The organism is Streptomyces sp. PL-25, assembly GCF_058344915.1.
The window spans coordinates 1,383,468-1,400,025 of record NZ_CP136997.1 but is presented as its reverse complement, the minus strand read 5'-3'; the positions used below and the strand labels follow the sequence as shown (position 1 = coordinate 1,400,025).

General features: G+C 74.3%; 16 protein-coding genes. 7 read left to right on the top strand and 9 right to left on the bottom strand.

The window, feature by feature from the left end; translation table 11 throughout:
- Positions 1–33: 33 nt before the first annotated feature.
- Together R4Z62_RS06200 and R4Z62_RS06195 are read right to left on the bottom strand one after the other, a co-directional pair.
- Entirely contained in the window at positions 34–1,347 is a 1,314-nt protein-coding gene (locus R4Z62_RS06200; RefSeq protein ID WP_491519294.1) for a serine-threonine protein kinase, read from the bottom strand.
- Positions 1,348–1,485: 138 nt separating this feature from the next.
- Positions 1,486–2,733, bottom strand: coding sequence for an exo-beta-N-acetylmuramidase NamZ family protein (locus R4Z62_RS06195; RefSeq protein WP_491519293.1), 1,248 nt, complete (start codon positions 2,731–2,733; stop codon positions 1,486–1,488).
- 192 nt (positions 2,734–2,925) lie between these two features.
- Between R4Z62_RS06195 and R4Z62_RS06190 the strand changes: the two genes are divergently transcribed.
- The 4 genes from R4Z62_RS06190 (at position 2,926) to R4Z62_RS06175 (ending at position 7,534) form a co-directional block, all read left to right on the top strand.
- On the top strand, positions 2,926–3,690 hold the full coding sequence (locus R4Z62_RS06190) for an SDR family oxidoreductase (RefSeq protein WP_355484199.1): 765 nt from the start codon (positions 2,926–2,928) through the stop codon (positions 3,688–3,690).
- Positions 3,687–5,387 carry a class I adenylate-forming enzyme family protein gene (locus R4Z62_RS06185; protein ID WP_355484174.1) on the top strand — a complete coding sequence of 567 codons (1,701 nt, stop codon included), beginning with the start codon at positions 3,687–3,689 and terminating at the stop codon, positions 5,385–5,387. The genes R4Z62_RS06190 and R4Z62_RS06185 overlap by 4 nt, the downstream gene beginning before the upstream one ends.
- 25 nt (positions 5,388–5,412) lie before the next feature.
- Positions 5,413–6,006, top strand: a complete 594-nt coding sequence (locus R4Z62_RS06180) for a TetR/AcrR family transcriptional regulator (RefSeq protein WP_355484176.1) — start codon at positions 5,413–5,415, stop codon at positions 6,004–6,006.
- 586 nt (positions 6,007–6,592) lie between these two features.
- A complete protein-coding gene (locus R4Z62_RS06175; RefSeq protein WP_355484178.1) occupies positions 6,593–7,534 on the top strand; it encodes an NADP-dependent oxidoreductase in 942 nt (313 codons plus the stop codon).
- A gap of 40 nt (positions 7,535–7,574) precedes the next feature.
- On the opposite strand, the gene R4Z62_RS06170 is transcribed toward R4Z62_RS06175, so the two are convergent.
- From R4Z62_RS06170 to R4Z62_RS06155, 4 genes are all read right to left on the bottom strand, one after another.
- The gene (locus R4Z62_RS06170; RefSeq protein WP_355484180.1) at positions 7,575–7,970 is read right to left on the bottom strand and encodes a DUF202 domain-containing protein; all 396 of its coding nucleotides are present in this window, start codon (positions 7,968–7,970) and stop codon (positions 7,575–7,577) included.
- Positions 7,967–8,359, bottom strand: coding sequence for a YidH family protein (locus R4Z62_RS06165; RefSeq protein ID WP_064537276.1), 393 nt, complete (start codon positions 8,357–8,359; stop codon positions 7,967–7,969). Before R4Z62_RS06165 ends, R4Z62_RS06170 begins: the two co-directional genes overlap by 4 nt.
- Before the next feature lie 48 nt (positions 8,360–8,407).
- A complete protein-coding gene (locus R4Z62_RS06160; protein ID WP_064531935.1) occupies positions 8,408–8,923 on the bottom strand; it encodes an NUDIX hydrolase in 516 nt (171 codons plus the stop codon).
- 70 nt (positions 8,924–8,993) lie between these two features.
- Entirely contained in the window at positions 8,994–9,887 is an 894-nt protein-coding gene (locus tag R4Z62_RS06155; protein WP_026252958.1) for a DMT family transporter, read from the bottom strand.
- A gap of 531 nt (positions 9,888–10,418) precedes the next feature.
- Here R4Z62_RS06155 and R4Z62_RS06150 point away from each other — a divergent pair.
- Positions 10,419–11,435, top strand: a complete 1,017-nt coding sequence (locus R4Z62_RS06150; protein ID WP_385501016.1) for a hypothetical protein — start codon at positions 10,419–10,421, stop codon at positions 11,433–11,435.
- Positions 11,432–12,979 carry an APC family permease gene (locus R4Z62_RS06145; RefSeq protein WP_355484184.1) on the top strand — a complete coding sequence of 516 codons (1,548 nt, stop codon included), beginning with the start codon at positions 11,432–11,434 and terminating at the stop codon, positions 12,977–12,979. The genes R4Z62_RS06150 and R4Z62_RS06145 overlap by 4 nt, the downstream gene beginning before the upstream one ends.
- A gap of 121 nt (positions 12,980–13,100) precedes the next feature.
- Here R4Z62_RS06145 and R4Z62_RS06140 read toward each other — a convergent pair whose 3' ends face one another.
- The gene (locus R4Z62_RS06140) at positions 13,101–14,498 is read right to left on the bottom strand and encodes a GntP family permease (protein WP_355484186.1); all 1,398 of its coding nucleotides are present in this window, start codon (positions 14,496–14,498) and stop codon (positions 13,101–13,103) included.
- A gap of 96 nt (positions 14,499–14,594) precedes the next feature.
- On the bottom strand, positions 14,595–15,146 hold the full coding sequence (locus R4Z62_RS06135; protein ID WP_355484201.1) for a gluconokinase: 552 nt from the start codon (positions 15,144–15,146) through the stop codon (positions 14,595–14,597).
- A gap of 175 nt (positions 15,147–15,321) precedes the next feature.
- On the opposite strand from R4Z62_RS06135, the gene R4Z62_RS06130 reads away from it, so the two are divergent.
- On the top strand, positions 15,322–16,023 hold the full coding sequence (locus R4Z62_RS06130; RefSeq protein ID WP_064531928.1) for a FadR/GntR family transcriptional regulator: 702 nt from the start codon (positions 15,322–15,324) through the stop codon (positions 16,021–16,023).
- 22 nt (positions 16,024–16,045) lie between these two features.
- Here R4Z62_RS06130 and R4Z62_RS06125 read toward each other — a convergent pair whose 3' ends face one another.
- A complete protein-coding gene (locus R4Z62_RS06125; protein ID WP_173860804.1) occupies positions 16,046–16,420 on the bottom strand; it encodes a YchJ family protein in 375 nt (124 codons plus the stop codon).
- Positions 16,421–16,558: the final 138 nt, after the last annotated feature.

The window sequence follows — 16,558 nt, the reverse complement described above, 5'->3', positions numbered from 1 at the left end:
CCGGGCCCCGGCGGTGAGGGTGCCGGCGGCGGGTCAGCGCACGCGACCCGCCGCCAGCACCAGCCGGGCCAGCTCCGGGTGCACGATGTCGCTGTGCGCACCGGCCGGCGGCCCGCCGTTCCTGATCACCGCGGACGCGTCCACGTTCACGCAGCCGGTGGCGGGCAGCGGCCCGCGCAGCGCGTCGGCCAGGGTGCACGCGCGCGTGCCGGGCACCCCCTGCACGCCGTCGTGCCCCAGGGCGCCCCACCGGGGCCCGAGCAGCGCCCCGATGTCCACGCCGAGCACCGACCGGTCGTCGCCGGACAGCCGCGACGCCAGCGGGTAGAAGGTGCCGAGCGCCGTGTCGTGGGAGGAGTGGCAGCACACCACGGGCCCGTCGACCCGGTGCTCCTGGCCCTGGAGCACCCCGCCCGTACGCGGGTCGCCGGGCAGCCGGGCGGCGAACGCGTAGTGCGAGAACGCGCCCTGGAGCAGCGTCACCGACTTCACCGCCCGCACCCGCGCGGGCAGCCCGCGCAGCGCGAACGACACCAGCCGCCCGCCGAAGCTGTGCCCCACCAGATGGATCCGCAGCTCGGGCACCGCCTGCGCGAGCCGCCCGGCCACCGGTCCGAGCCCGCGCTCGCCGACCGTGCCCGCGCGCCGCTTCATCGCGTAGTACGCCGCCTGCCGCAGCAGTTCCTTGGCGCCCTCCCACGGGTCCGGCAGCGCGAACGCCGCCGCGCCGCCGGGCGCCTCAAGACCCGCCAGGGCAGCGGCGAACTCCGCGCAGACCTCAGCGGCGGGCCGGGTGAACATACGGGGGCCGCTCTCCGGGACGCCCTCCGCCACCGTGTCCGCGGCGAAGTGCGCCTGCGGCCCCGGCGGCACCACCTCCACCAGCAGCCGCACCAGCCGCCCGAACTCCTCCTCCGCCCCCTGCTCGCGCGGCCGCTCGTCCAGCATCCGCACCAGCCGGTCCACCACCGTGGCCCGCCCCGGGAAGGTCTCCAGCAGCGCGTGCCGGGTGTCCTTGTCGAGGGCGGGGCCGGGCGCGGAGGCGGCGGTGGAGCGCGGGAAGTCGGGGATCGGCTCGTCGCAGAACCGCATCGACGGCCAGATCACCCCCACGTACCCGACCCGCGCGCCCGGCGCGAGGTCCGGCACGGGGGCGAGGAAGTGCCGGTAGAGGCGGGTGGCACCGGTGCGGTCGTTGTTCCAGCCGTGCGCGAGGACGATCAGGTCGCGTACCCCGCTCGCGCCCGCCTGCGCGAGCAGCCGGTCCCGCTCCGGGCCGTCCACGTCCCCGTCCGCGTCGAACGTCAGCTCCCAGTAGGGGGCCGGATTCGTCCCTGGTTCCGTCATGACCGTCCCCCTCGTCCCGAAGCGGTGCGATGTGGGATGCATCGTCCCGCCGCCGGGGCGAGTTGGCCATACGTCAGGACGGGCGCGGAAGGGGGGTTCCCCGGCACGCCGCCGCCGTGCGCCGCGCCGGTGCGCGCCTCACCGGTACAGCAGGTGGCGTCCGCGCGTACGGCGGAAGGCGGCCAGCTCGGTGCGCCAGCCGCCGACCACCTCGTCGGTGTCCGCGCCCGCGTCGATCATCGTGCGCACCCGGGCGGATCCGGTGAGCTTGTCGATCCAGTCGTCCGGGCGCCAGGCGAAGCCGCTCCAGACCCGCTTGGCGGTCACCAGCAGCGCGATCCCGGTGCGCAGCGGGTCGAAGGCGGCCCGGTCGTGCACATGGATCTGCACCCCGCCGGCCGTCTTCCCCGCGAACTTGGAGAACGTCGGCGCGAAGTACGCCTCGCGGAAGCGGACCCCGGGCAGGCCGAGCGCGTTGGCGGCATCCGCCCAGCGGCCGTCCAGGCCCTCCGCGCCCAGCAGTTCGAAGGGGCGGGTGGTGCCCCGGCCCTCGGAGAGGTTGGTGCCCTCGAACATGCAGGTCCCCGCGTAGACGAGAGCCGTGTCCGGGGTCGGCATGTTCGGGCTCGGCGGCACCCAGGGCAGCCCGGAGGCGTCGTAGAACGAGGACCGGTCCCAGCCGGTCATCAGCACCGTCTCCAGCCGTACCGGGGCGGCCAGGAACTCCGCGTTGAACAGCCGCGCCAGCTCCGCGACCGTCATGCCGTGTGCCTGGGCGACGGGCTGCCGCCCCACGAACGTCGCGAACTCCTTGTGCAGCACCGGCCCCAGCGCCTCGCGGCCGGTCATCGGGTTCGGCCGGTCCAGCACCACGAACCGCTTCCCGGCGAGCGCGGCGGCCTCCATGCAGTCGTACAGCGTCCAGATGTACGTGTAGAAGCGGGCGCCCACGTCCTGGATGTCGAAGACCACGGTGTCCACGCCGGAGGCGGTGAACACGTCGGCCAGCGGCTGCCCGCTCTTGAGGTACGTGTCGTACACCGGCAGCCCGGTCGCCGGGTCGTCGTAGCGGCCCTCGGAGCCGCCCGCCTGCGCGGTGCCGCGGAAGCCGTGCTCGGGCCCGAACACGGCGCGGAGGTCCACCCGGCGGTCGGCGTGCATCACGTCGACGATGTGCCGTACGTCCCGGGTGACGCCGGTCGGGTTGGTGACGACGCCGACACGCTGCCCGGCCAGCGGCGCGTAGCCGTCGGCCGCCAGCCGCTCGAACCCGGTCCGCAGCGGCCGGCCCCGGCCCCGTGGTGCCGCCTCGGCCTGCGCGGCGGGGACGGCGGAGGCGGCCACCGCGGCCGAGGTGGCGAGCAGACTCCGACGGGACAGCTTCATCCGGTGACCTCCGTGATCGCGGGCGGGTGACATGCCCACGCACGCTAGCGTGCGCCCCGCCGTCAGGGAACGAGCCGGGAGCGAGCCGGCGCACGCCCGGCCCGAACCCCTCTTCCCCACGGCATACCGACCGGTTAGTGTGTCGCCGCGGAGCCGATCCGCGAGCGCGTCGGACCAGGGCGAAGGAGATCGCTGGTGGAAGCCGTTCAGGGTGCGGGCGTGGTCGTCACCGGGGCCGGAGCGGGCATCGGCGCGGCGCTGGCCCGCCGGTTCGCCGCCGAGGGCGCCAGAGTCGTCGTCAACGACCTCGACGCCGCGAAGGCGGCCGCCGTCGCCGCCGAGACCGGCGGCATCGCACTGCCCGGCGACGCCTCCGCGATCGTCGCCGACGCCCGCGACGCGCTCGGCGGCACCGTCGACGTCTACTGCGCCAACGCGGGCCTCGGCTCGGCCGGCACCGAGGCCGCGGGCGAGGAGGTCTGGGCGCGGGCCTGGGACGTCAACGTCATGGCCCATGTCCGCGCCGCCGAGGCGCTGCTGCCCGGCTGGCTGGAGCGCGGGGCCGGCCGGTTCGTCTCCACCGTCTCCGCCGCCGGACTGCTCACCATGATCGGCGCCGCCCCCTACAGCGTCACCAAGCACGGCGCCTACGCCTTCGCCGAGTGGCTGTCGCTGACGTACCGCCACCGCGGGATCAAGGTCCACGCGATCTGTCCGCAAGGGGTGCGCACCGACATGCTCGACGCGGCCGGGAGCGCGGGCGACCTGGTGCTCAGGCCGACCGCCGTCGAACCCGCTGACGTGGCCGACGCCCTGTTCAAGGGCATCGCCGAGGACCGCTTCCTGATCCTGCCGCACCCCGAGGCGGCCGGCTTCTACCGGGCCCGCGCCACCGACCCCGACCACTGGCTGGCCGGCATGAACCGCATCCAGCGCACCTGGGAGCAGGCCCGGTGAGCGCCGCGCCCGCCTCCCGGTACGCGGCCAAGCCCTGGCTGCCGCTGCTCGACGACGCCCAGCGCGCCCCCGTCCACCCCGCCGACTCCCTGGTGCACGCCCTGCGCCGGTCGGCCGCCGAGACCCCCGACCGCACCTTCCTCGCCTACTTCGACGCCCGCCTCAGCCACCGCGAGACCGACGAGCTGAGCGACTCGGTGGCCGGACAGCTCGCCGCGCGCGGACTGCGCCCCGGCGACCGGGTGGCCGTCGTCCTCCAGAACTCGCCGCACTTCGTGCTCGCCGTCCTCGGCGCTTGGAAGGCGGGCGCGACCGTCGTCCCGGTCAACCCGATGTACAAGTCCGCCGAGGTCGCCCACGTCCTCAAGGACGCCGAGGTCAGCGCGCTCGTCTGCACCGACCGGGCCTGGGAGTCCTTCCTGCGCGCCACCGCGGCCGGCTCGTCCGTGCGGATCGTCTTCACCGCCTGCGAACGCGACTTCCAGACCCGCGACGACCCGCGCGCGCTCGCCTTCGAACGGCTGCCCGAGACCCCGGACGCCGACGACCTGACGGCCGTGGCCCGCGCCGGGCACCCGGCCCCCGCCGCGCCCGCCCCGGCGCCCGGCGACCTCGCGCTGATCAGCTACACCTCGGGCACCAGCGGCACCCCCAAGGGCGCCACCAACACCCACGGCAACATCATGTACAACGCCGAACGCCAGCGCACCGGCCTCGGCCTGCCCGAGGCGCCCGTCTACTTCGCGCTGGCACCGCTGTTCCACATCACCGGCATGGTCTGCCAGTTCGGCGCTTGTCTGAACAGCGCGGGCACCCTGGTCCTGGCCCACCGCTTCGAACCCTCCCTCGTGCTGGAGGCGTTCGCCGAACACCGTCCGCACTACACCGTCGGCCCGTCCACCGCCTTCATGGCGCTGGCCGCCCACCCCGCCGTCACCCCGGACCACTTCTCCTCCTTCCACGTCATCTCCTCGGGCGGCGCGCCCCTGCCGCCCGCGCTGGTCGAGGCGTTCCGCGCCCGCTTCGGCCCGTACATCCGCAACGGCTACGGCCTCACCGAGTGCACCGCGCCCTGCGCCTCCGTACCGCCCGGCCGGGAGGCTCCCGTCGACCCGGTCTCCGGCACCCTCGCCGTCGGCGTGCCGGGACCCGACACCGTCGTGCGCATCGTCGACGACACCGGCGCCGAGACGCCCTTCGGCACCCCCGGCGAGATCGTCGTCAGCGGCCCGCAGGTTGTCCCCGGCTACTGGCGGCGCCCCGACGCCACCGCCGAGACCTTCCCCGGCGGCGAACTGCGCACCGGCGACATCGGCTTCATGGACGAACAGGGCTGGCTGTACGTCGTCGACCGCAAGAAGGACATGATCAACGCGTCCGGCTTCAAGGTCTGGCCGCGCGAGGTCGAGGACGTCCTCTACACCCACCCGGCGGTGCGCGAGGCGGCCGTGGTCGGCGTGCCCGACGCCTACCGCGGCGAGACCGTCAAGGCGTACGTCAGCCTCCGCCCGGACGCCGCCGCGGAGCCGGACGCGCTCGCCGCGTACTGCAAGGAGCGGCTGGCCGCCTACAAGTACCCGCGGCAGGTGGAGATCCTGCCGGAGCTGCCGAAGACGGCGAGTGGGAAGATCCTCCGGCGGGAACTGCGTTCACGTGGTGACCGCGACGGCACCGAGCAGGACCCACGACACCCGTAGCACCACGGAAAGGCAGGTGGCGGCAGTGCCCAGGACGACGGAATCGGCCGGGACCCCCGTCCCCCAGCGGCTGCTGGCCGCCGCCACCCGGCTCTTCGCCGCCCAGGGGTACGACCGCACCTCGGTCCAGGAGATCGTCGAGGCGGCCGGCGTCACCAAGGGCGCGCTGTACCACTACTTCGGCTCCAAGGACGACCTGCTGCACGAGGTGTACGCGCGCGTGCTGCGCCTCCAGCAGGAGCGCCTCGACGCCTTCGCCGACGCCGACGAACCCGTGCACAAGCGGGTGCGGGACGCCGCCGCCGACGTCGTCGTCACCACCATCGACAACCTCGACGACGCCTCGATCTTCTTCCGTTCCATGCACCACCTGAGCCCGGAGAAGTACAAGCAGGTGCGCGCCGAGCGGCGGCGCTACCACGAACGCTTCCGCGCGCTCATCGAGGAGGGCCAGGACCAGGGCGTCTTCTCCCGGGCCACCCCCGCCGACCTGGTGGTCGACTACCACTTCGGCTCCGTCCACCACCTGTCCACCTGGTACCGCCCGGACGGCCCCCTCACCCCGCAGGAGGTCGCCGACCACCTGGCCGACCTGCTGCTGCGGGCGCTGCGCCCGTGAGGTGAGCCGGCCGGGCCGCCGCGGCCGGGTTCCGGGGCCGCGGCCCCCGCCCGGCCGGCACGACCGTACGGCCCGGCTCGGGCCGCCGTATCCGCACGCACGGCAGCCCGGCCCGCTCCGGCTCCCCGACGGCCCGGCGCACGAACGCCGCCCCGACCCCTGCCCGCACCGGCGAGGTCCTCGCGCGGGGGTCCGCCCGGCCGCGGCGAGCGGATGGCCCGGCCCGGTGGCCGGCACCAGCTCCTCGTGCCGGGCCACGTACGCGGTCAGCCCCTCGGGCAGCTCCCGCGCGTCCGGTGCCGGACAGGCGAGGTCCGGCTCGCCCGCCCGCAGCGCCCGCCCGGCCTCCGTGAGCACCACCCGGCGGCCCGTGCCGCCGAACAGGCCGGCGCCCGGCTCCCGTGCCGGATCGCGCGCCGACCAGCTGAGCGCCGACCGCACGACGAGTTCGGCGCGGGCGGCCGTGAATCCGCCCTCGGTCACGTGTCACGGCTTGCGGCACTCCGCGCCGTCTCCTCGCGTTCCTCCGCACCCTCGCCCGCGCGCCGGGTTGCGGCGCGGGCGGGCGGCACGGAGGGTCGGTGCCATGAAAGGCATCAGCTACCACCGCTACGGCGGACCCGAGGTGCTGGAGTACGGGGACGTGCGCGACCCCAAGGTCGGCCCCGATTCGGTGCTGGTCGAGGTGCGGGCCGCCGCCGTGAACCCGGTCGACTGGAAGTGCCGCGAGGGCTACCTGGACGCCCTCCTGGACCCCGTCTTCCCCGTGGTGCCCGGCTGGGACCTCGCCGGGGTCGTGGTCCGGCCGGGCGCGGCGGTCACCGAGTTCTCCGCCGGGGACGAGGTCATCGGCTACGTCCGCGAGGACTTCCTGTCCCGCGGCACCTTCGCCGAGTACGTCGCCGCCCCGGTGCGCACGCTCGCCCGCAAACCGCGCGGCCTCTCCTTCGCCGAGGCGGCCGGCATCCCGCTGGCCGGGCTCACCGCCTACCAGGTGCTCACCGGGGCGCTGCGGGTCAGGCGGGGCGAGACCGTGCTCGTGCACGCCGCGGCGGGCGGCGTCGGCTCGTTCGCCGTCCAGCTCGCCGCCCATCTGGGCGCCCGCGTGATCGGCACGGCGAGCGAGCGCAACCACGCCTATGTGCGCTCCCTGGGCGGCGAGCCGGTCACCTACGGCGAGGGCCTGGCCGAGCGGGTGCGCGGGCTCGCGCCCGAAGGGGTGGCCGCGGTGTTCGACACGATCGGCGGCGAGACCACCAGGACCTCCGCCCAGCTGCTCGCCCCCGAGGGCCGCCTCGCCTCCATCGCCGACCCGGAGGTCACCGACCACGGCGGCCGCTACTGCTTCGTCCGCCCCGACGCCCGGGATCTGCTGCACCTGTCCGAGCTGGCCGAGCAGGGGGTGCTGAGCGTGCACGTCGCGGAGACGTACCCGCTGGCACGGGCGGCGGACGCGCTGCGGCACAGCCAGGAGGGCCGGACCCGGGGGAAGATCGTCGTGACGGTGGACCGGGGGACGGCGGCGTAGCGGCCCCTGGCCGCTCCCGCCGGAGCGGTCCGGGGCCGCCTCAGAGGACCAGCGCCGACGCGCACACCGCCAGGGCCACCGTGCAGAGCACCGCCGCGGTGGCCAGGCGGGCGGTGAGGGCGGGCGGGGCGGCCGTCCGGGACAGACAGCGGATACGGGCCTGGGCCACCAGCAGGAAGCCCAGCCACAGCAGGAAGCACAGGGCGCAGACGAGCACCCCGGCGGGCGAGACACCGCCGTGCAGCGCCGCCTTCACGGCGAGCACGGCGACCACCGTGCCGGACAGCGTCGTACGCCGCCAGGCGAGCCGCGTCCGCTCCGGCTGGAGCCCGGGATCGCGCCCGGCGGCCGCCGCCCCCGCACCGCCGCCCGCGGGCGCGCCGCCAGGGCCCCCGGTGCCCCCATGACTCTCGTCGGCCCCGTCGGCCCCGCTCACCCGGCCCGTCCCGCGAGGACCACCACGACCATGGCGACGGCCACGACGGCGACGACCAGGCCCAGCACGGCGGGGAAGCGGGAGGCGGGCAGGTCCTCGCCGCGCCGCATCGCCCGTTCGCAGCGCACCCAGTGGTTGACGGCGCGCAGACAGCACAGCACGCCCGCGGCGAGCAGGGCGAGGGCGAGACCGACGCGCCAGGCCCAGCGCAGCCCCGGCAGGAACTGGTCCACGGCGAACCCGCCGCCGATCAGGGCGAGCGCGGTCCGCAGCCAGGCGAGGAAGGTCCGCTCGTTGGCCAGCGAGAAGCGGTAGTCCGGGGTGCGGCCCTCCTGCCTGACCTCCTCGGGGGCGAACCACAGGCGGACGTTCCGTGCGAAGTCGATCACGGTGGGGACCTTACCCACGCACACGTCCGGCGGACGCCGGGGGCCGGGTCATCCCGCCGCCCGGTACGCCCGCAGCCGCTCGTACGCGGCGAGGCCGTCCGGCACCCACTCCCACTCGCCGAGCCGCCGCCCGACCTCGTCCTCGGACAGGAAGCCGTGCCAGGCGACCTCCTCGGCCTGCGGGCGCACCGGCAGCTCGCAGCGCACCCGGTACACCGCCGACCACCAGCTGTGCCCGGCGCCGTCGTCGTACAGGAACGTGAACAGATGCTCGGGGCGCGGCAGCCCCGTCACCCCCAGCTCCTCCTCGGCCTCGCGCAGGGCCGCGTCGTCGTAGCTCTCCCCGGCGCCGACGACACCGCCCACGAACAGGTCGTACAGGGACGGGAAGACCAGCTTGGACGCGGTGCGGCGGTGGACGAAGAGCCGCCCCCCGGCGTCCCGCGCCTCCACGAAGACGCAGCGGTGCCGCAGCCCGCGGGCGTACACCTCCCCGCGGGGTGCCTGTCCGACGACGCGGTCGTCGGCGTCGACGATGTCGAGGATCTCCTCCGCAGCGCTCATGTCCCCATCCAAGCAGCCCGCCCGGTCCCGGCAGCGGGCGCACCGCACGCAGCGGGTCCGGCGGCCAAGCTCAGCGCGGCTGGAGCTTCCGCTTCTGCTCGGGCACCGAGGCGCCGCACGGCATCGCCGGATGCAGGCCGAGCAGCACGATGCCCGCCACGATCGCCGCCAGGCCCGCCGCCTCCCCGGTCAGCGCGGCGACGTCGGTGCGCAGGCGGTCGCCGAGGAAGCCGACCCCGCAGGCGATCCCGGCCAGCGGTTCGGCCGCGGTGAGCGCGGGCAGCGACATGCGCAGCGGCGCCGTCTCGAAGGCGCTCTGCACCAGGATCAGCCCGGTGACGCCGATGACCAGCAGTCCGTACGGCTGCCAGCCGGTGAACAGCTCCGACCAGCCGCCCGCCGAGAAGCGCTGCCCGCTCACCCGGGTGAGCGCGTCCTGCACGCCGTACAGCAGCCCCGCGGCCACCGCGAGCAGCACCGGCCCCCAGCTGAGCCGGGAACGCTTGGCGTAGGTGGTCAGCAGCAGCGCGAGGCCGACCATGGTCCCGATGATCAGCCAGTGCCGCAGCGGATCGGTGACCGCGCTGCCCGCCCGGGGCCGGCCCGCCAGGATGAACGCCGTCACACCGCCCGCCAGCAGCGCGAGCCCCAGCCAGCCCTGGCGGCCCAGCGGCTGCCGGGTCTGGCAGCGCGACAGCGCCAGGGCGAACAGCAGATTGGTGGCCAGCAGCGGTTCCACCAGGGAGATCTCGCCGTGGCCCAGGGCGACGGCGCCGAGCACCATGCCGAGCACCATCAGTCCGAGCCCGCCCAGCCAGCGCGGCACCCTCATCAGGTCCAGCAGCAGCCGGGGCGAGAGGAAGTCGCTGAGCGGAGCGCGCTGGGCGGCGTTCTGCTGGAGGACGAAGCCGAAGCCCAGGCAGCACGCGGCGCTCACGGCGAGAGTCAGAACCAGAACCGACACGCTGCGTACCTCGATCATCCGGCCGGGCCACGGGGTGCGTAAGGGCCGACTCTAGCGTTCCAGGGCACTGTCCGCCGATGCGTGTACCCGGATCCGCGCGCTCGATCCGGCCGCCGCGGCCCGTCCGGGAGGGCGGCGGCACGGCGACACGTGGGCGGCGGCACGGCGACACGGCCATGGTGGGCCGCCGCGCCGAAGCGCGCCATGGCCTACGCCACACGGGTGAAGGAACCCCGCGGACCCGGTCCGGCGGTGCTCCGCCCGCCGCTCTCCACAAGTACCGCCCCTTCATGTCGAGTTGACGCGTGTAACACTCCGGTGGCCCTTGACGCCGACTGTTGGCTGCGGGTTTGCTGTCCGTGATCGGACGACCAGCGATCGGTGACCGGGAGCGGATCCGCACCCGGCCGGAGGGACGCGAGCGGCGGCAATCCACGAGCGGCGCGGCCCACCACGGACGAAGAGCGACGCCCAGAGCACGGCAGAGCGACGCACACAGCACGAACGAAGAGCGCGTGAGGAAGTCCCGCGGTGCCCCCACCCCCGCCTCCCCTCGGCCGTGGCCGCAAGCGTGCGGCCCACGCCTTCGACGCCGCTCTCGACGACGCCGAACTCGTCACGGCCCGCTCCGCCCTCGCCCAGGGCCGCTGGCAGGCGGTCCGCTCGCTGCTCGCGCGCACTGGTGACGACTGGGACCGCCGCGCGCACCGCGTCACCGTCCTCGCCCGCGAGGCGCACACCGCCGCCTGGACGCGCGACTGGCTGCTCGCCGAACCCGAGTCCGCCGACGCGTCCGTGCTGCTCGGCGCCGCCCTGGTCGAGCGCGCGCTGCACGGCCGGCAGAAGCCGGGCCCGGCCCGCGAGGCGTGCCGTGCGGCGGCCGCCCTCGCGCCCGCCGACCCGACGCCCTGGCTCGCCCTGCTCCTGCTGGAGCGCTCCCTGGGCGCCGAGGAGGACGTGGTCCGCCTCTTCGACGAGGTGCGGCTGCGCCACCCGGACCACCACCACGCCCACCACCTGATGGTGGCGGCGCTCGCCGAACGCCACGCCGCCGCCGGACCCGACCCGCTGCACGAGGTCTACGACTTCGCCAACTGGGCCGCCGAGCAGGCCCCCGCCGACTCCCCGCTGGCCATCCTTCCCGTGGTCGCCCACGCCGAGCGCTATCGCGCGCTGGCCGCGGCGGGGCGGGCGGGCGCCGACCCGGCCGGCTGCGGGCACTGGGCGGGCCGCAGGGCCAGACAGGTGATGAAGGCCGCCTTCGACTGGTGGCTGGAGTGGGGGCAGGAGGGCCATCCGCGGCGCGTGGTCGACCTGAACTACCTCGCCCACGCCAAGCACTGCGAGGGCCGCGCCGCCGAGGCCGCCGCCCTCTTCCTGCGCATCGGCGACCACGCCACCGAGCACCCCTGGTCCTACCCGGAGCGTGACCCGTACACCGCCTTCCGCACCGCCCGCGCCGCCGCGCTCGGCACCGCCTGGCGCGCCTCCCGGCCCCCGCAAGCCCCCAGACCCAGGCCCCGACGCCCGAAAGGACGGCCCCGATGACGACGGGCAGTTCGAACCCGAGCAGACCGACCGCCGACGGCGGCGGCATCAGCACCTTCAAGGGCCCGGAACGCGCCCTGCGCGCCGACCGGCTCGGCACGGGCGGCCTGCTGCTGTCCGTGCTGGCCGCGACCGCCCCGCTGATGGTGGTCGCCGGGGTCATGCCCACCACCTTCGCGGTCATGGGCATCGTCGGGCAGCCGCTGCTCTTCGTGATCCTCGGCGTGGTGCTGGTCCTCTTCAGCCTCGGGTACGCCGAGATGAGCCGCCACGTCCACAACGCGGGCGCCTTCTACGCCTACATCTCCCGGGGGCTGGGCGGCACCGCCGGGGCGAGCGCGGCCCTCGTCGCCCTCGTCGCCTACAACGCCCTCCAGGCCGGCATCTACGGCATCTTCGGCTTCGAGGTGTCCAACCTGTTCGCCACCTACGCCGACCTCACCGTCGCCTGGTGGATCCCGGCGCTCGCGGCCGTCGCCCTGGTCGGCGCGCTCGGCTGGCTGAAGATCGACGTCAACGCGCGCGTGCTCGGCGTGCTGCTGGTGATCGAGGTCGTGCTGGTCGTCGTCTTCGACGTGGCCGCCGTGGGCGACCCGGGCCCGGCCGGTCTGTCCCTGCACGCGTTCGACCCGGACACCCTGTCGGGCGCGGGCATCGGCACCGCGCTGTGCTTCTGCATCGCCGCCTTCCTCGGCTTCGAGCAGGCCCCCGTCTACGCCGAGGAGACCAGCCGCCCGCACATCCTGGTGCCCCGCGTGATGTTCCTCGCGGTCGCCGGGGTCGCCGTCTTCTTCGCGCTCAGCAGCTGGGCGCTGACCGTCGCCACCGGCCCCTCGGCGATCGTCGGCACCGCCCGCGAGGAGAGCGCCGGGCTGCTGTTCTCGCTCACCGAGTCCCGGCTCGGCGGCACCTTCACCGACGTCCTGCACGTCCTGTTCGTGACGGGCATGTTCGCGGCGATGCTCAGCTTCCACAACGTCGTCGCCCGCTACGCCTTCGCCATGGGCCGCGAGGGGCTGCTGCCCCCGGTCTTCGGCCGCACCTCCAGCGCCAGCGGGGCACCGGCCACCGGCTCCCTGTCGCAGACCGTCTTCTCGCTGCTGATCGTGGTCGCCTTCGCGGTCACCGACGACAGACCGGCCGGCGACCCGACCGCCCCCGTCCTGCACCTGTTCACCTGGGGTGGCAACATCGGCGCGCTCGGCGTGATCCTCCTGATGGCGGCCGCCTCGCTGTCGGTGATCGTCTTCTTCGTACGGCGCGGCGCCGCGCGCACCCAGGGCTGGCGGCTGGTCACCTCCGCCCTGGCCGGACTCGCCCTGCTGGTGATCGCCCTCTACACGGTGAAGGACTTCGACGTCCTGGTCGGCACGGGCCCCGGCTCGGCCCTGAGCCGGATCCTGCCCGGCATCATCGGCCTCGCCGCGGTCGTCGGCCTGGTCCAGGGCGCCGTGCTGCGCGCCCGCAGACCCGAGGCCCACGCCCGCATCGGCCTGGGCAACGAGGCGTTCCAGCTGGAGAAGGCGGCCGGGTCGGCACCGTGACGCCCTGCGGGGCGGGTGCGGGCGGCGGTGGTGCCTCGTACGTGTTTCGGCTTGTACGCGCTTCGGCTCGTACGAGCTTCGGCTTGCACGCGCTTCGGCGCCACCGCCGCCGGACCCGGCGCTAGACGATCAGCGACAGCAGCAGGACCAGCGCACCGGCCACCACGGAGATGATCGTCTCCATCAGCGACCAGGTCTTGACCGTCTGCCCGACGCTCAGCCCGAAGTACTCCTTCACCAGCCAGAACCCGGCGTCGTTGACATGGCTGAAAAACAGCGAGCCGGCCCCGATCGCCAGCACCAGCAGCGCCGTGTGCGCGGTCGACATGTCGGCCGCCAGCGGCGCGACCAGACCGGCGGCCGAGACGGTCGCCACGGTCGCCGAGCCGGTCGCCAGCCGGATGGCCACCGCGATCAGCCAGGCCAGCAGCAGCGCAGGGATCGACCAGTCCTTGGAGATGTCCAGGATCATCTGGCCCACACCGCAGTCGATCAGCGTCTGCTTGAAGCCGCCGCCGGCGCCGACGATGAGGAGGATGCCCGCGATGGGCATCAGGCCCTTCTCCACGGTGGAGTTGATCCGCTCCCTGGTGAAGCCCGCGGGGCGGCCCAGGGTGAACATGCCGACGATCACGGCGGCCAGCAGCGCGATCAGCGGGGAGCCGATGACGTCGAAGACCCGCTGGGTCATGTTCGTGCCGTCGTCGACGACGATGTCCACCAGGGCCTTGGCCAGCATCAGCACGACCGGCAGCAGCACCGTGGCGAGCGTGGCGCCGAAGCCCGGCCGGTGCTCCAGCTTCTCCGAGGCGCGCTCCGGGAGCATGCGGTCGGGCGCGGGCACGTCCACCCAGCGGGCCGCCACCTTGGAGAACAGCGGACCGGCGATGATCACGGTCGGCACGGCGACGACGATGCCCAGCGCCAGCGTCACGCCCAGGTTGGCCTTGACCGCGTCGATCGCGACCAGCGGACCGGGGTGCGGCGGGATCAGACCGTGCATCACGGACAGACCGGCCAGGGCCGGAATGCCGATCCGCATCAGCGAGTAGTTGCCGCGCTTGGCCACCATCAGCACCACCGGGATCAGCAGCACGATGCCGACCTCGAAGAACAGCGGCAGCCCGATCACCGAGGCGATCAGCACCATGGCCCAGGGCATCGCCCGGCCCTTGGCCCTCGCCAGGATCGTGTCCACCACCTGGTCGGCGCCGCCCGAGTCGGCGAGCAGCTTGCCGAGCACCGCGCCCAGCGCGATCAGCACGCCGACACCGGCGACCGTCGAACCGAGTCCGCTGGTGAAGCTGGTGATCGCCTTGTCCAGCGGCGCGCCCGCGACCGCGCCGAGCACCAGCGAGCCGATGGTCAGCGACAGGAAGGCATGCAGTTTGAACCGGGTGATGAGCAGGACGATGACGGCGATGCCCGCCAGGACGGCGATGCCCAGCTGGGCGTGTCCGGCCGAGGTGATCGCCGGGGGCGCGTCCGCTGCCAGCATCTCGACGCTGAGTCTGGTCACGGGGTGTTCCCTTGGAGGTGAAGAGGGACAGGAAGGAAGGGGACGGTGGGGGTCGTCGGAGGAGGCGCGGCCGGTGGCCGCAGGGGAGCGGGAGCGTCAGCGCGAGGACGGACCGCCGGGCGCGGTGGCGTCCGGCGCGGCACCGTCGAGGCCGTCCAGGGCGGCCACGGCGCGCGCGGCGATCTGCTCGGGCGTACCCGAGACGTCCACCGCGACACCGCGCTCGTCCGCCTCCAGCGGCTGGAGCGTGGCGAACTGCGAGTCCAGCAGCGCGGTCGGCATGAAGTGCCCCTGGCGCTGCGCCATCCGGTCCTCGATGAGCTCGCGGTCACCGGTCAGATGCACGAAGACGACCCCGGGGGCCGCCGCCCTGAGCCGGTCGCGGTAGGCCCGCTTCAGGGCCGAGCTGCTCACCACCCCGCCGAGCCCGGCCCGCCCGTGCGCCCAGGCGCCGATGGCGTCGAGCCAGGGCCGGCGGTCCTCGTCGCCGAGCGGGATCCCGGCCGCCATCTTGTCGATGTTGGCCTGTGGGTGGAAGTCGTCGCCCTCGGCGTACGGGACGCCGAGCCGGCCCGCGAGCAGGGGACCGATGGTGGTCTTGCCCGTACCGGCGACGCCCATCACCACGACGACGTGGGGGGTGCGCATCACTGCCTCGCTGTCTTCCTCGAGATGGACCGACATGGGTCTGACATGGGTCCGACATGGGACGCCGACATCCGGCGTCCGCCACACTGAAACCCATTAGGTACGACGAATTCAAGAGTCTGTGACATATAAGTCTGACTTTTCGATTCCGTGATCCACCCCGTACGCTGAGTGCATGAGCACACCGGGCCGGGGGCTGCACGGCCGCGTACTGGACACCCTCGGCCCCGCGATCACCGCGGGTGAGTACCCCCCCGGCAGTGTCCTGCGCACCGATGAACTGGCACAGCGTTTCGACGTCTCACGCTCCGTGATGCGCGAGGCGGTACGCGTCCTGGAGTCCATGCACCTGGTCGCCTCCCGCCGCCGCGTCGGCGTGACCGTACGCCCGCAGCACGAGTGGAACGTCTACGACCCCCAGGTCATCCGCTGGCGGCTGGCCGGCGCCGACCGGCCGCGCCAACTGCGCTCCCTGACCGTGCTGCGCTCGGCGGTCGAACCGGTCGCGGCCGGACTCGCCGCCCGGTACGCCGACGCCGAGCAGTGCGCCGAACTCACCGAGTGCGCCCTCGGCATGGTCGCCAACTCACGCGGCCACCGGCTGGAGCAGTACCTGTTCCACGACATGGCCTTCCACCGCGTCATCCTCACCGCCTCGGGCAACGAGATGTTCGCGCGCCTGGGCGACGTCGTCGCCGAGGTCCTCACCGGCCGCACCCACCACGAGGTCATGTTCGAGGACCCCGACCCCGCCGCCGTCACCCTGCACGTCCAGGTCGCCGAGGCCGTCCGCGCCCGCGACGCCGAGCGCGCCGAGCGGCTGACCCGGGAGATCACCGTCGGCGCCCTCCAGGAACTGGACGTCCTGGCGCCGTAGCCGTGCCACGGCCCCGGCGCGGCTACGCCAGGAAGTCACCGTCCACGTACACCCACGCGCCGTCCACCCGCTCGAAGCGGCTGCGCTCGTGCAGCGAACCGCCCCGGTAGGACGCCCGGAACGTCACCGTCCCGGTGGCGTGGAAGGCGGAGCCGTCCGCCGTGTCCAGGATCTCCAGGCCCGTCCAGCGCATCCCCGGATCCAGTTCCAGAAGCTCCGGCCTGGTCCGCGGGTGCCAGGTCCGCAGCAGATACCCCGCGTCCCGGCGCACGAAGGCGCTGTACCGCGACCGCATCAGCGCCTCGGCGCTCGGAGCGGCGGCCGCGCCGGAGTGGAGACGGCCGCAGCACTTCTCGTACGGCCCGGTCAGCCCGCACGGGCAGGAACGCGTGGTCATGGCGCCCATTCTGCCCGCCCCCGCGCGCGCCGGCGGACGCTGCCTGCCGGACCGCGCGGCCCGCACCCGCGCGAGGCACAGTGGACAGTGGAAGGGGCGCGAAGAGCAGCAGGAGCAGCAGGAGGAGCAAGAGGAGCC

What these genes read in the sequence shown, in the direction of transcription:
- R4Z62_RS06200 (WP_491519294.1), bottom strand. Translation starts at nt 1,347, where the DNA reads ATGACGGAACCAGGGACGAATCCGGCCCCCTACTGGGAGCTGACGTTC.
- R4Z62_RS06195 (WP_491519293.1), bottom strand. Translation starts at nt 2,733, where the DNA reads ATGAAGCTGTCCCGTCGGAGTCTGCTCGCCACCTCGGCCGCGGTGGCC.
- R4Z62_RS06175 (WP_355484178.1), top strand. Translation starts at nt 6,593, where the DNA reads ATGAAAGGCATCAGCTACCACCGCTACGGCGGACCCGAGGTGCTGGAG.
- R4Z62_RS06160 (WP_064531935.1), bottom strand. Translation starts at nt 8,923, where the DNA reads ATGAGCGCTGCGGAGGAGATCCTCGACATCGTCGACGCCGACGACCGC.
- R4Z62_RS06145 (WP_355484184.1), top strand. Translation starts at nt 11,432, where the DNA reads ATGACGACGGGCAGTTCGAACCCGAGCAGACCGACCGCCGACGGCGGC.
- R4Z62_RS06135 (WP_355484201.1), bottom strand. Translation starts at nt 15,146, where the DNA reads ATGCGCACCCCCCACGTCGTCGTGGTGATGGGCGTCGCCGGTACGGGC.
- R4Z62_RS06130 (WP_064531928.1), top strand. Translation starts at nt 15,322, where the DNA reads ATGAGCACACCGGGCCGGGGGCTGCACGGCCGCGTACTGGACACCCTC.
- R4Z62_RS06125 (WP_173860804.1), bottom strand. Translation starts at nt 16,420, where the DNA reads ATGACCACGCGTTCCTGCCCGTGCGGGCTGACCGGGCCGTACGAGAAG.